We start from the raw sequence: 14,501 nt of genomic DNA, 5'->3' as shown, positions 1-14,501 counted from the left end.
CACTAGTTCGTCTGTATCCAAACGGCCTTGGTTTCGAGATATTCATGAAGGTGCTCAATGCCGCCTTCGCGACCGTAGCCGGACATCTTCATGCCGCCGAACGGCACGGCCGGGTCGAGCGCATGATACATGTTCACCCAGACCGATCCCGCCTTGATGCGGCGCACCAGCTTGTGCGCCATTCCGAGATTTTGGGTGAAGATACCAGCAGCAAGCCCATAGGGCGATGCATTGGCGCGTTCGACGGCTTCCTCGATCGTATCGAAGGGCATCGCCGAAATGACTGGCCCGAAGATCTCCTCGCGGGCGATCCTCATCTCGTCCTTGACGTTACCGAATACAGTCGGGGCGATGAAGTTTCCCTTGTCGTAGAGCGCGCCCGAGAGGCGCGTGCCACCCGCGACCAACGCGGCGCCTTCGCTCTGCCCGGATGCGATGAAGCTCTCGACGACCTGCGCCTGGCGAGCCGAAATCAGCGGTCCGATATCGGTATCGGCTTCGATCCCGTCGCCGATCCGCAGCGAACGGGCAAATTCGCCGACCTTGGCGACGAATTCTTCGTGGATCTCGCGCGCCACGAACAAGCGCGAGCCGGCGATGCAGATCTGCCCCGAATGCGCAAAGACTGCCATGGCGGCGAGGGGCACGGCCCGGTCTATGTCCGCATCACGGCAGACAATCACCGGCGACTTACCGCCGAGCTCGAGCGAAACCCGTTTCAGATTACCGACCGCGGCACGAGCGATCGATTGCCCGGTGGCGGTGGACCCGGTGAAGACGATCTTGTTGACGTCGGGATGTTCGGCCAGCCGGGCGCCGGCAACCGATCCCTTGCCGGTCACAATATTGACCACGCCGTCCGGCACGCCGGCCTCTTGCATGAGTTTGGCGATCAGCAACGGAGTGAGCGGCGCATCCTCCGAGGGTTTCAGCACCACCGTGCAGCCCGTCGCCAGCGCCGGAGCGATCTTCCAGATCGATGCGGCGGTGGGTGCATTCCAGGGGATGATCGCGCCAACGACCCCGATCGGCTCCCGACGGGTGAAGGTGACGATCTCGCCGGGTATCGAATTGTCGATCACCTCGCCATGAAGGGCTGTCGCCATGCCGGCATAAAACCGCAGCATGCCAATGACCCGCCGCTTGTTGGCGAGCGTGCGGGTGATCGGCATGCCCATGTTCAGCGTGTCGGAAACCGAAAGGCGCTCCCAGTTTTCCTCGAACAGATCGGCGATTTTCAGGAGCAGTGTCTGGCGCTCATAGGGCGAGAACTTCGACCACGGCCCTTCCAGAGCCTGACGCGCCGCGGCAACGGCGCGATCGACATCGGCGGGCGCGGCCAGCGGAACTGCCGCAAGGACCGCGCCGGTAGCCGGATTGTAGGTCTCGCTGACTTCGCCGGATTGGGCGGCAACCCATTGGCCGCCGATGAACATTGGCCGAAAGCCGCCGTCGTAGAGCTCGGCCGCCATTTGCTTGGCGTCGAAAGTCAATGTCATGGCGCGGCCTCCCAGCTTCATTCTGTCGTCGATATTCACTATCAGACGGCTACAATACAAATAAAGAAAGCTAAAAAGGCGTTCAGATAATCGGACTGTGAAATCGCTCCGAGTTATCCGATGCTGGAGCAAATGGAGGAGCTTGATATGCGTCTTGTGGGAAAAGTGGCGATCGTCACGGGTGGCGGGTCGGGTTTCGGCGAAGGGATCGTTCGGAAATTCGTCGAGGAAGGCGCGCGGGTCGTGCTCGTCGATCGTGACTTTGCGGCAGCAGAGCGGGTGGCGGCGCAGCACGAAGGGTCGGTCGCGCCGATTGCCGGCGATGTCGCCACGCTCGACAGCCTCGCCGCCGCAAGGGATCTTGCGCTGGAGCGGTTCGGCGGTCTGCACATCCTCGTCAACAATGCCGGTGTCGGACAGCCGCCGATGCCGATGGAGGATATGGATGAAGGCCTGTTCGAGCGCATCTTCAATGTCAACATCCGCTCGATCTACAATGGTGCGCGCGCGGTGCTGCCGCATTTCAAGGCCGAGCGGCACGGCGCCATTTTGAACATTGCCTCGACCGGTGGCGTCTCCCCTCGCCCCAATCTCACCTGGTACAATGCCTCGAAAGGATGGGGCATCGCCGCTACCCGCGCGATGGCCGTGGAGCTTGCTCCCTTCGGAATTCGCGTCAACGCCATCAATCCCGTCGCCGGCGATACGCCACTGCTCTCGACCTTCATCGGCTCCGACAGCGACGAAAGCCGGGCACGGATCGTCGCCACCATTCCGATCGGACGGCTTTCGACACCCGCGGACATGGGCAACGCCGCTGCTTTCCTCTGCTCGGACGAAGCGAGCATGATTACCGGCGTCGATCTCAATGTCGATGGCGGCAAGTGCATCTGAAGAGGCGGGCGATTCTATGCGAGCGGCTCGCCCGATTGCATTGAACCACTATCGGCGGTCGATGAAATCCATCTGGCGTTTTCGTGGTGCGAGAACGAACCGTGCTCGCATTCGGTGCTTATTCCGCCCTGCCAAGCCGCGTCAGGTACCGCCGCAGGTGGTCTTGCCCGCCGAAAAAGATGGCAAGCACTCGGAGAACTTGCCTCTCTTCGTCGAGGTCGCAATAAAAGATGGCTCGGTTCTTGGTAACCTGCTGCAAGCCTGGGGCCACGGAGGACAGAAGCGTTCCCTGGTATGGCGCTTGGGCAAGTGCTTCCATGTCGACTTCGATCGCGTGAAGGCGCCTTGCCGCACGATCGAAGGCGTCAGTCAGCGGATCGCCAAGTGCAACATTGGGATTCGATCAGATGGTCGAGGATCAAGCTAATGTCCCGGTCGCTGTCGGCGGAACGCCCGACCTTAAAGACCATGAGATGCCTTCTTGGAGGAGACCAGCTCCTGGGTCCGCCGGCGACTTTCCTCCAACGTCAGAAAATCACCTGCCTGACGCTCGGACATCAGAGCTTTCAAGGCCGCAAGCTCGGCTTCTTCGCGAACGAGTTCAAGTCCATGCTGCACGACGGCTCTCAGGCTTGAAAAGCGCCCCTCTTCGACCAGCTTTCTCGCAAAGGCATCCTGCTGGTCGGAAATTGAGACCGATGCTTTTACCGACACCTCATTTCACTCCTTATTGCTGGGCAATATACAACTCAGTAGCAGCGCAACCGTCAATCAAACCCGAGAGGACGAAAGTAAACCCATCACCATGGTGACTTGCTGGAAACAAAGCTCCTCCCGCCGAGCAAATTGAGTTTGTTCTTGCGCTGTCCCTTGGATGGTCTAAGTCATGTGGTCGTGGCGGCGAGCGGCGTCGGCCTAATCGAATTCGACTATCGAAGGTAATTCAATGAGCGGACAACTTTCTCTTCCTCGTGATCGGATTTCAGTCCTTCTGCTGGAAGGGATCAGTCAGAGCGCGGTGGACTATTTTGCCTCGTCGGGCTACGTCAATCTCACGCATTTGCCGAAGGCCCTCGACGACAAGGATCTCAAGAACCATATCGCCGAAGCACACATCATCGGCATTCGTTCACGTACACAGCTGACAGAAGAGATTTTCAGCTCCGCCAAGAAGCTCATGGCGGTCGGCTGCTTTTCCGTGGGGACGAATCAGGTCGATCTGGATGCGGCTCGTCGGCGCGGGATCCCGGTGTTCAACGCTCCTTATTCGAATACGCGCTCGGTCGCCGAACTCGTCATCGGTGAAATCATCATGCTGACCAGGCGGATCTTCCCGCGTTCGACTTCCGCTCATGCGGGCGGATGGGACAAATCCGCCGAAGGCAGTCGCGAGACGCGTGGGAAAACGCTTGGCATCGTCGGCTACGGCAATATCGGCTCACAGCTGAGCGTCCTTGCCGAAAGCATGGGTATGAACGTTCGCTACTTCGATCCGTCGGACAAGCTTCGTCACGGCAATTCGGAATCCATGGCTTCGCTCGGCGAGCTGCTCGAAATCTCGGATTTCGTAACGATGCATGTGCCCGAAACCAGCTCGACCCAAAACATGATCACTGAGGCCGAGCTGCGCAGGATGAAAAAGGGCGCCTTCTTCATCAACAACTCCCGCGGCACGGTGGTCGATCTTGAGGCTCTTGCAAAGGTCCTGAAAGAGGGGCATCTCGCAGGCGCAGCAGTCGACGTGTTCCCCAAGGAGCCGGCATCGAACAAGGAGCGCTTCGAAACACCGTTGCAAGGGCTGGATAATGTGATCCTGACGCCGCATATCGGCGGATCGACTGAAGAAGCCCAGGAGCGGATCGGAAGGGAAGTTTCCAGGAAGCTTGTGGAATATTCCGATATTGGCTCGACGCTGGGCGCGGTCAATTTCCCCCAGGTTCAATTGCCGCCACGTCCAAACGGCACGCGTTTCATCCATGTTCACGAAAATCGCCCGGGGATTCTGAACAGCCTGAATACGATCTTTTCATCGCGTGGGTTGAATATCGTCGGCGAGTTCCTGCAGACCCACGGCGACACGGGCTACGTGGTTATCGAAGTGGAAGGCGTCGGCCAAACGGCGAATGAAATACTCGACATACTCCGCCAGATCCCCGGAACGATAAGAGCGCGATTGGTTTACTGACGCCTTTTATTGACACCTATGGGCGATTTGCATTCTCCAGCTATCCCTCGCTTGATCGCCAGATGGCGCCGCTAACTGCCCCAGCCCACACGCTGTGCGAGCATAGGCAGGCGACGCCATGGGACTTGAACAGCTCGTCTTGACAAAGCTGCACTTTGAAATACTTCCCTTGCGTTCATCCGTACAAGCTATACAACGCAAGCGAGGAATTTTAATGAAAAGTGCAGCTTTGTTCGCCACCGCATTCATCGGTGCCCTCATCACAGGCGCTGCCTCACATGCAGGCGAACCTTCCGGTAAGCGATCTTTCGAGATGCTGGTCGCGCCGGAGCAGGTTTTCAATTTGAAAGCAAAGGTTTGGAAACCGGTCCCGAACGAAGATAGTTTTGCGCTGACGCATGATGGCGAATTCTATCTCACCGTCGCAAAACGCAAAGACGGCATGCTGATGTTGCTTGTACGCCAGCCCAGCACCGAAAAGCAGGGGCAGCCCTTCTACGCGGGATATTATCTTAAATGCGGTGTGATGGCTGATGTGCCGATCTTCCCGCAAAATGCGTCTGAGCTGAAGAGCGAGCTCGCCAATCCGCAAGCAGATAATGAGGAAGCTCGAATCGGATTTGGCCCAGGCAGCGGCATGCATGACCTTTACACTCTCGTCTGCCGGTCTTGAGAGCATTTGCAGGGCTGCCGCAACATCGGCAGTCCTGGCCTCTGCCATCTAGCGCAGCAGACCCTGCCCCCCATCCACCCAGATGGGCGACCCGGTTATATGACGGGCCTTATCGGACGCCAGGAAAGCGATCACCTCGGCCACATCTTCGCTTCGGCCCGGCCGACCACCGGTAATCGGCACCTGGCCCTCGGGCCAGATGACGGGGATCGATGTTTCGTCGCGTTTGCGCAGGCTGGTATTCGCATCGATATTGGTTTCGATTTCACCGGGACAGACCGCATTGATGCGTATGTGATGCCGGGCCAGTTCAAGAGCCAGCTGCTGCACCATGGCGACCTGCCCCGCTTTGGTGGCGGTATAGGCCGTCGCGCCTGGGGTCGTGAACGTCCTGGTTCCGTTGATGGAGGAGACGACGATGATCGAGCCGCCGCCCCAGCGTTTCAGCTCCGGCACCGTTGCTCGGATGGTCAGGAAAGTCCCGGTCAGATTGATCGAAATGGTGTCATTCCATTCCGAAAGACTCAGATCGTCGATCGGTGCCCATACTCCGTTGATGCCGGCATTGGCAACTACGACATCCAGCCGGCCGAAGCGCGCGACAAGCTCTTTCACGGCTGCCGATAGCTGATGTTCATCCGAAATGTCGGCGAGGAGGATGGCCGCCTCCCCGCCCCTGGAGGAAATCTCATCAAATGTAGAGGAAATCTCTTCCTGCGTGCGTCCCAGCACACCAATCGCAAAACCATCCTCCGCAAGCGCCAATGCGGTCGCTCTTCCAATCCCCGAGCCAGCTCCGGTGACGAGGGCAACGGCAGAACTCATTGACGAACCTCCTGCTGGCTTAGCATTGACGACGAGGAACGGGAGCACGGGAGGGTGAGCCTTTGCGCTCGTATCGGCTCTCGCCATTGAGCTATTCGAAACTCGTGGATATGGGAAATGTTCCGGAATAATGCATCCCCACGGCAGCAGCCGCGCCTGCAACTTCCGACACCCGCACTTTCCTTTAGGCATCTTGGGGGATGTCGGCTTCAGAACGTCTGACACTATGACGAAGCTCGACGAGTGTATCTGACATGCAAAGTGCATCTGGAATTTAGTTAGGCATTCCATCTCGCAATTTTCCAATCGAGAGCCGCTGGAAACAAAACAGAGGCACAACTACAGAGTAATTTAGAATTATATATTCTATATCTGTAGCAGTATTTTCGTTCAACTGGACCAATATCGAACAGGATTAACCGTTTTGTCAGCTTGGTTATAGATTTTGAAAGAACAGCGCCAAGATGCGACGAGCAGGATGCTCCCTCTCTGTAATGCCCCCATTATCCAGAGCAGGTCATTCGCTGGCACTTGCCCTTCTTCAATCGTCCTAGCGTTGCCGACCCTTTCGAGAGCGAAACAAGCCATGTCATTTCTCCAGAACGCCAAGATCAAGACGAAAGTCCTCACGATCTTAATCCCGATCTGCCTGATCGGGATCGCAGGTGTCCTCGTCGTCTCGAACCAGTTCAGGGACACGGTTGGCACCTACTCGAATTTTATCGCCAAGGACGAAACGGCAGCGGTGGAGATGTCCAGAGCCAGCCAGCGCGTGACCGCCATGAGTTACAACGCCTACCAGATTCTACAATATCAAGCGGGGGATCCGCAGATGGCGGCGTTCTCCAGGGACTATCAGGAGAACAAGCAAGTACTTCTGCAGCGTTTCGCAAACGCCAGGCAAATGGTTCCGACAGAAGCAGATACAATCGACAAGCTCGTCGCAAGGGCGAATGACATCATCGCTCTTACAGACCAAGCCGTGAAAGCCGGCCTGATAGACGATAACAACAGCGCCTCCACGCTCTTGAAGCAGGTGGATCCGATGATCAATGACGAGGTCGTTTCTATTCGTCAGTGGCTCGACGCGTTCAACAAATCCCTCAATAACAAGAGCAACATGTTGGCGGAACAAGCAAGCAGCACCATCGACGACGCGTTGATCGCGCTCGGCCTTCTCTTTGCTGCCGCCATTGCAATCGCCATCCTCGTTTCGGCACGCGGCATTGCCGCTCCCATCGAACGGCTGCGGGCGCGTATGGTATCGCTCGCGGACGGCAATACCGCCGAGCCTGTTTCAGGGATCGAGCGCAAGGACGAGGTCGGTCATATGGCGGCGGCCGTTGCCGTCTTTCGCGACAGTGCCATCGAGCGTCTGCGCCTGGAGCAGGAAGCCGCCGATGGCCGCAGCCTCTCCGAACGGGAAAGGCTGGAACGCGAAGCGCAGAAGGCCAAGGATGCCGCCGAGGCGCAGTTTGCAGTCGACAGTCTGGCACAGGGCCTGGGAGAGCTCTCGAACGGCAACCTGACCTATCGCCTGGAGAAGCCATTCGTCGCCCACCTCGATCGTCTAAGGATGGATTTCAACGCCTCGATGGAGAAGGTCGAGGAGACCCTTGTCGCGGTCGGCCAAGGTGGCCAGGCCATTGCCGCCGGCGCCAATCAGATCCGGTCGGCAGCCGACGACCTCTCCAAACGCACCGAGCAGCAGGCGGCCTCGATCGAGGAGACGGCGGCAGCACTCGAGGAGATCACCACGACCGTCAAGGATTCCACCCTGCGCGCCGAAGAGGCAAGTTCGCTGGTCGGGCGGGCTCGCGTCGGCGCCGAAAAATCCGGCGAAGTCATGCAGGAAGCGATCTCAGCAATGGAGGCGATCTCGAAATCCTCCGGCGAAATTTCCAACATCATTGGCGTCATCGACGATATTGCCTTCCAGACGAACCTGCTGGCGCTGAATGCCGGCGTCGAGGCGGCGCGAGCCGGTGACGCCGGCAAGGGTTTTGCCGTCGTCGCGCAGGAAGTCCGCGAACTCGCCCAGCGCTCCGCCACGGCGGCAAAGGAGATCAAGGCGCTCATTTCCACATCCGGCCAGCAGGTCGGCAGCGGCGTCGATCTCGTCACAAGAACTGGGCAGTCTCTGCAGCAGATCGTCAAGGAGGTGGAGGAAATCGACCGCAATGTACGGGCGATCGTCGAAGCCGCCCGCGAACAGGCGACCGGCCTGCAGGAGATCAATACGGCCGTCAACAGCATCGACCAGGGAACGCAGCAGAATGCGGCCATGGTCGAGGAATCGACGGCCGCCAGCTACAGCCTCGCCAAGGAGGTGACGGCGCTGAACGAGATTCTCGGTCAGTTCAATCTGCAGAAGGGGCGCTCGCATGCCAGACCGGCTGCAGCCACCGAACGCTCCAGCCCTGCCGCATCGCCGGCACGCTCGCTGCGAGCCAAGATTGCCGGCGCATTCGGAGGCTCCGGCGCTGCCACTGCGGCATCACCGTCCTGGGAAGAGTTTTGATCCCGCGGATTTCGGCCCATCCCTGAAGGATTGCCAGGTTTCAAAATTGAAGATCGCGGGAAGGATACTGGCTTCCTTCCCGCCGTCATCTCTAGCCGACGGTCACGCGACCTCTTCCGATAGCTTTTCAAAGATCGGCTTCAGCCGTCGATGGCGTCCGATCGGCGGATGCTCGATTTCGACCAGGCGTCCCGATTTTTTCTGCCGTTTTAGCCATTCACGCAGGGTTTCGGCGCTCGTGTGGTCAAGATAATGCAGGCGAGCGCCGGCAATCCTGATCTTGCGACCCTCTGGAAGAGTTTCCAGCGTGTTGAGCAGGGCGGGAACATCCTTGCATGTCGCCACACCGACAAGGTCGAGATGGATGGTTTCATCATCCTCCAATCTGTCGATGGCGAGCTTGCGGCGCAGATAGGGAAGGATTTCCAATATAGACAGCGCAAGGCCGAGCGCCACGCCGACGAGCAGGTCCTGAAGCACCACCATCGCCACCGTCGCGGTCCATATCCCGACGGGAACCCAGCCGTGATGATCGAAAAGGTGGCGGACATGATGGAGACTGATCAGCCGCCATCCCGTCACCAGCAGCACTGCGGCAAGCGCCGTCAGCGGCACCATTGCAAGGAGCTGCGGCAGAAATGCCACCAGCCCAAGGATCCAAACACCATGCAGCACGGCAGACGCCCGGCTACGCGCGCCTGCCTGAATATTGGCGGACGACCTGACGATGACACCCGTGATCGGCAGTGCACCAAGCAAACCACAAAGCCCATTGCCGATACCTTGCGCAAACAGCTCCTTGTTGAAGCGGGTTCGCACGCCATCATGCATGCGATCGACGGCGGCGGACGAGAGCAGCGTTTCCGCACTGGCGATCACGGCGATGACCAACGTCGCCAAGATGATACCGGGCTCGGCCATTCTGGCAAAACCCTCAAGCGTCGGCAGCGAAATGCTGTCGATGAGAGAAGACGGTACTTCCACCCTGGCGATCGGCAGCTTCATGCCGGCGGTCAATATCGTGCCGGCAGCAACCCCCACCAGAGCACCGGGCACCAGCATCAATGGCTTCGGCCTGAACTTCTCCCAGGCGACCATGGCCAGCAAAGAAATCAACCCGACGAGGAGAGCAACCGATTCCTGGGTCAGTCCGGCGCCCCATACGCGGCCAAGGGTCTGCTCCATGGCTGTGACGTTTTCGATGCCGCCGGCAGCAGGTCTTGCCCCCATCAGCACATGGATCTGTCCAAGGATGATGAGGATGCCGATCCCGGCGAGCATGCCGTGGACCACCGCAGGCGAAATTGCCCGAAACCACGATCCGATCTTCAGGAATCCGGCAATAACCTGCAGCAATCCCGCCACGATGAGAATTGGCCCGAGCATGGCAACGCCATATTGCTCGACGAAGCCGAAGACGATCACGGCCAGTCCTGCCGCCGGCCCTGACACCTGAAGTGGAGATCCCGCCAAAATGCCGACAACGATGCCGCCGACAATGCCTGAAATGAGGCCCATGGCCACCGGAACGCCTGAAGCCACGGCAATCCCGAGGCAAAGCGGTATGGCGACGAGAAACACGACGACCGACGATGGGAAGTCTCGCGAAAGAACAGAGCTTGACATCATCGGCCTACTCCGCAGCTTGCGGCATCACATGCGGACGACCACGACCGGTGACGGCGACGGGCAAGGGCCTGTCCTCATTGATATCCGTGAACCGAGCGGCGGCACCGTCATAAACGAGCACCTCCCCGGTCTCGATGTCGAAAAACCAGCCATGCAGGGTAATGTCGTTGGTCGCCAGCTTGGCCGCGACCGAAGGATGCGTGCGCAGATGGTCAAGCTGAACAACGACGTTTTCCATGGCAATGGCGCGGACCCTTTGGCGCTCGGGCAGATCGCCAGGATAGGCTTCGCAAACGATCGAATGGGCAGCATGGCTGTGTTTCAGCCACGCAGCGACATTCGGCATCGGCTTCAGGAGATCGGGATAGCAAAGCCCTTTCATAGCGCCGCAATCGGAGTGCCCGCAGACGATGATATCGCGAACGCCCAGCGCGACGACGGCATATTCTATCGCCGATGATACGCCGCCATTGGCGGTGGAAAACGGAGGAACGATATTTCCGGCATTGCGGCAAACGAAAAGTTCGCCGGGGCCGGATTGCGTGATCGTTTCAGGCATCACCCGGCTGTCGGCGCAGGAAATCATCAGCGCTTGTGGTTGCTGTCCCTCCTCCGCCAGCCTGCGATAAAGTGCCTGATGGTCGGGAAATACGGCTCCGCGAAAGCTGGAGATACCCTTGAGCAAATCACCCATTGTCGAGTCCTTGTGATGGGCCGGACGGCAGGCAGGGGGCGTACCCATGCCCGGCGGGTTGGAATGCGCGATCATTTCGCAAGTGCGAGATAGGAACGGGTGACTGGAAGAAAATAGCGGAAATGAATTTAGGTGAATCTAATTTATAAAATTCTTGTGAGTGAACTGTGAGATGGTTTGAATCGACCTGGGATTCATATTGTGCGCCCGCACCCGAACGAAGCGATTTCGTTCCAACAGCGTCAATCGGCGCGGCAGTCACGCTCTTTACCGATGCGGAATGCTTCGGTTGCCGCATCGCTTCTGCCCTATTCCAAGTTTGCCCATCGGTCAGCGCACGCAAAAAGGCAGCGGCACGGCCGCAAATTGATGCTTTCCACCGTTACCATCCTTGCCGTATCCGTTGAGCAACAGGCGCTGACGAGAGGACATGGCAATGACGAAGCCCTTCTATTGGAACGAACTCAATACCCATGATTTCGCCGAGCTTTCGCCAGACACCACGATCGCGATCCTGCCGATCGCCTCGACGGAACAGCACGGTCCGCATCTGCCGATCGCGACGGATGTCGCGATCGCTGAAGGCATGCTGGCGGAATTGAAGGTGCAGCGTCCGGACGATCTCGATTTTCTCGTGCTGCCGCTGCAGGAGATCGGCAAGGCCAACGAACATGTCTACGGTCCCGGCACGCTGTCGCTCCCCGCAGAGCTGCTGATCCCGGTCTGGACCGCCATCGGCGCGAAAGTGGCCGAGGCTGGCATCCGCAAGATGGTGATCGTCAATTCCCACGGCGGAAACGTGGATATTATGAGCATCGTCGCGCGCGAACTGCGCGTGCGCTACCAGATGGCCGTCGTCGCCACGCAATGGACACGCTTCGGCACGCCTGACGGCATGATCGACGAACATGAGCAACGCTTCGGCATTCACGGCGGCGATGTCGAAACGTCGCTTATGCTGCACTTCCGGCCCGAACTCGTGCGCATGGACAAGGCTGAGAATTTCGCCTCCAAGGCCGAATGGATGAAAGAGCATTCCAAATATCTGCAGCCTTTGCCGCCACATTCGCTCGCCTGGATCGCCCACGATCTCAATCCGAACGGCGTCGTCGGCAATGCCGCCAACGGCACGGCGGAAAAGGGCGCGCTCATCTGCCGCCACGAGATCGCTGGCTTCATCGAGATGCTGCGTGATCTCCGCGATTACCCGCTTGCCAACCTCTATTCGAAATAGGCGTCCGTGCGGCGGCGTTCGGAGGGCGGCATGATATGCCCCTTCGCCTGCAATTCCTCGACCATCCCTGCAAGCTCGGCAAGCAGGTATTCGACGAAGAGGCTGGTGGCGGCGTCGAGCGGCGCTCGTGCACGGGCAACGAGCTTCATCGGTTGATGCCGCGAATGAGGCTCGGCGATCGGCCGGAAGACCAGCTCTCCCCGGCGACATTCGGTCAGCACATCAAGGGGGTTGAGCAGTGTCAGCCCTGCCCCGCATTTTACCAGCTGCTTCAGCATTTCCGACGCATTGCTCTCCAGCACAGGTTCGACCTGTACGGAAAGACGCGAAAGCATCAGATTGATGACCTCTCGCAGGCTCGTCCCGGGCTGCGCAAGCAATAGCCGCTCCTCCACGACATCGGCGAGATTGATGGGTCCGGGCCCGATCAGCGGATGACCGGGCGGCAGGACGACGCCGATCGGTATATCGAAATTGGCAAGGGAGCGAATGCCAGGCGTTGCCGGAATGTTGAAGCCAAGCCCGAGATCCACTTCTCCGGAGACGACCGGCGCCATCGTCGTCGATCCGGCATCGTTGCGCAGCTGGACGAAGACCCTTGGATGCTCGGAAAGAAAACGCGCGATGATCTCGGGTAGCGGACCTGAGGCCAGGCCGACAGTGGCGACGATACGAACCTTGCCCGCCTGCTGCATCTTGAGACTGCGAATGCGGCCCTCAAGCCGCTCGTAATTCTTCAGAACCTCGCGGATATGCTCGATACAGAGCTCGCCGGCCGCCGTCAGTCTGAGCCCGCGAGGCAGCCGTTCGAAAAGCGGCGCCCCCATTTCCTCTTCCAGCGCCAGGATCTGCCGGTTGATGGCCGACGAGGCCACATTGAGCCGTGCTGCCGCCTTACGGATCGAGCCGCAGCGGGCGATTTCATTGATATAGAGAAGCCGTCGCGAGTGCAGCATATCTGTCCCCATTGCTTAATTTTTGCCCAGACCGCACAATTTAGGCACAGACCCGGGAACAGATGCCGAAAAGGCATCAATGCGCACGAATTTTGATGCTTTTCAAAGAGCGAAGCAACCGCTCAAATGCAGGAAATGGGCGCCAACCACGACGTCCCATGGCAGATAAGGGGAACAGTCAGCCATGTATAAAGCCTTGAAGACAAAAACATTCTTTGCCGCCATGGGGCTTGCCGCCGCGATTATGGCTGCCGAGCCTGCAAATGCGCTCGATAAAGTCAGCTACGGCACGAACTGGCTTGCGCAAGCCGAGCACGGCGGTTTCTACCAGGCGGTTGCCGACGGCACCTACAAGAAATATGGTCTTGATGTCACGATCGTCCAGGGCGGTCCCAATGCGGCCAATTCGGCCCTACTGATCTCCGGCAAGCTGGATTTCTACATGGGCGGCCCGCAGCAGGAGATTGATGCGGTCAAGCAGGGCATTCCGATCGTTGACGTCGCGGCGATCTTCCAGAAAGATCCGCAGGTGCTGATCGCCCATCCGGATGCCGGCGTGGAAAAATTCGAGGATCTGGCCAAGTTGCCGACGTTGTTCCTAAGCAAGGACGGCTACATCACCTATTTCGAGTGGATGAAGGCGAACTTCCCGGGCTTCAAGGACGAACAGTTCAAGCCCTACAATTTCAGCCCCGCTCCCTTCCTCGCCGACAAGCAGTCCGCGCAGCAGGGTTATGTCACCTCCGAGCCCTATGAGATCGAGAAGCAGGCCGGATGGAAGCCGAAGGTCTTCCTGATCGCGGATGCCGGCTACTCGCCCTATTCGACGATGATCACCGCGCAGAAGGCGCTGGTCGACAAGAACCCGGATCTCGTGCAACGTTTCGTCAATGCCTCGATCGAGGGCTGGTACAATTATCTCTACGGCGACAACAAGGCGGCCAACGAGCTGATTAAGAAAGACAATCCCGATATGACGGATGGCCAGATCGCCTATTCTATCGCCAAGATGAAGGAATATGGCATCGTCGAATCCGGCGAGGCCCTCGACAAGGGCATCGGCTGCCTCACCGAGGCCCACTACAAGAAGTTCTTCGACGAGATGGTCCAGATCAAGCTCTTCGATGCCGACATCGACTACAAGAAGGCCTTCGATACGCAGTTCGTCTGCAAGGGCATCGGGATGTCGCTGAAGAAGTAACATTGGCGCAAGGCAGCCACTCACCCCAGCCCTCTCCCCGCTTGCGGGGACAGGGCGCGACGGAGCAAGAAGCGCCACCCGCTGAACCGCGAAAGCAGCAACTGCCGTCACAGGCTGTTGCGATTGTAATGAGTGCCACGAAAACGATCGTCCCCTCTCCCCGCAAGCGGGGAGAGGGCTAGGGTGATGG

12 protein-coding genes are annotated in these 14,501 nt (G+C 58.8%); 6 read left to right on the top strand and 6 right to left on the bottom strand.

What is annotated here, in order from left to right; genetic code table 11:
• Positions 1-2: 2 nt before the first annotated feature.
• Positions 3-1,499: an aldehyde dehydrogenase family protein gene (locus AC13RE_RS19105; RefSeq protein ID WP_488564088.1), complete on the bottom strand. Its 1,497-nt coding sequence runs from the start codon at positions 1,497-1,499 to the stop codon at positions 3-5.
• A gap of 147 nt (positions 1,500-1,646) precedes the next feature.
• Between AC13RE_RS19105 and AC13RE_RS19100 the strand changes: the two genes are divergently transcribed.
• Entirely contained in the window at positions 1,647-2,393 is a 747-nt protein-coding gene (locus tag AC13RE_RS19100; protein WP_488564087.1) for a glucose 1-dehydrogenase, read from the top strand.
• 459 nt (positions 2,394-2,852) lie between these two features.
• Here AC13RE_RS19100 and AC13RE_RS19095 read toward each other — a convergent pair whose 3' ends face one another.
• A complete protein-coding gene (locus AC13RE_RS19095; RefSeq protein WP_488564086.1) occupies positions 2,853-3,107 on the bottom strand; it encodes a ribbon-helix-helix domain-containing protein in 255 nt (84 codons plus the stop codon).
• Between the two features lie 232 nt (positions 3,108-3,339).
• Here AC13RE_RS19095 and serA point away from each other — a divergent pair, with 232 nt between their 5' ends.
• Together serA and AC13RE_RS19085 are read left to right on the top strand one after the other, a co-directional pair.
• Entirely contained in the window at positions 3,340-4,578 is a 1,239-nt protein-coding gene (gene serA / locus AC13RE_RS19090; protein ID WP_488483829.1) for a phosphoglycerate dehydrogenase, read from the top strand.
• A 118-nt stretch (positions 4,579-4,696) separates the two neighbouring features.
• The gene (locus tag AC13RE_RS19085; RefSeq protein WP_488564085.1) at positions 4,697-5,251 is read left to right on the top strand and encodes a hypothetical protein; all 555 of its coding nucleotides are present in this window, start codon (positions 4,697-4,699) and stop codon (positions 5,249-5,251) included.
• 48 nt (positions 5,252-5,299) lie between these two features.
• Here the strand turns inward: AC13RE_RS19085 and AC13RE_RS19080 are convergent, their stop codons facing one another.
• The gene (locus tag AC13RE_RS19080) at positions 5,300-6,076 is read right to left on the bottom strand and encodes an SDR family oxidoreductase (protein WP_488564084.1); all 777 of its coding nucleotides are present in this window, start codon (positions 6,074-6,076) and stop codon (positions 5,300-5,302) included.
• Positions 6,077-6,662: 586 nt separating this feature from the next.
• Between AC13RE_RS19080 and AC13RE_RS19075 the strand changes: the two genes are divergently transcribed.
• Positions 6,663-8,597, top strand: coding sequence for a methyl-accepting chemotaxis protein (locus AC13RE_RS19075; RefSeq protein ID WP_488564083.1), 1,935 nt, complete (start codon positions 6,663-6,665; stop codon positions 8,595-8,597).
• Positions 8,598-8,699: 102 nt separating this feature from the next.
• Here AC13RE_RS19075 and AC13RE_RS19070 read toward each other — a convergent pair whose 3' ends face one another.
• Together AC13RE_RS19070 and AC13RE_RS19065 are read right to left on the bottom strand one after the other, a co-directional pair.
• Positions 8,700-10,226, bottom strand: coding sequence for a SulP family inorganic anion transporter (locus tag AC13RE_RS19070; RefSeq protein ID WP_488564082.1), 1,527 nt, complete (start codon positions 10,224-10,226; stop codon positions 8,700-8,702).
• 4 nt (positions 10,227-10,230) lie between these two features.
• Positions 10,231-10,920 carry a carbonic anhydrase gene (locus AC13RE_RS19065; RefSeq protein WP_112337756.1) on the bottom strand — a complete coding sequence of 230 codons (690 nt, stop codon included), beginning with the start codon at positions 10,918-10,920 and terminating at the stop codon, positions 10,231-10,233.
• A gap of 436 nt (positions 10,921-11,356) precedes the next feature.
• On the opposite strand from AC13RE_RS19065, the gene AC13RE_RS19060 reads away from it, so the two are divergent.
• Positions 11,357-12,154, top strand: coding sequence for a creatininase family protein (locus AC13RE_RS19060; protein WP_132720270.1), 798 nt, complete (start codon positions 11,357-11,359; stop codon positions 12,152-12,154).
• Here AC13RE_RS19060 and AC13RE_RS19055 read toward each other — a convergent pair.
• Positions 12,142-13,110, bottom strand: coding sequence for a LysR family transcriptional regulator (locus tag AC13RE_RS19055; protein ID WP_132720254.1), 969 nt, complete (start codon positions 13,108-13,110; stop codon positions 12,142-12,144). The two genes, AC13RE_RS19060 and AC13RE_RS19055, sit on opposite strands and share 13 nt — an antisense overlap.
• A 184-nt stretch (positions 13,111-13,294) precedes the next feature.
• On the opposite strand from AC13RE_RS19055, the gene AC13RE_RS19050 reads away from it, so the two are divergent.
• Positions 13,295-14,311 carry an ABC transporter substrate-binding protein gene (locus AC13RE_RS19050; protein ID WP_488483835.1) on the top strand — a complete coding sequence of 339 codons (1,017 nt, stop codon included), beginning with the start codon at positions 13,295-13,297 and terminating at the stop codon, positions 14,309-14,311.
• Positions 14,312-14,501 lie beyond the last annotated feature (190 nt).

This window comes from Martinezella sp. CNPSo 3959, assembly GCF_057784355.1.
Note: the sequence above shows the minus strand (reverse complement) of the source record. Positions and strands in the feature narration are given on the sequence as shown.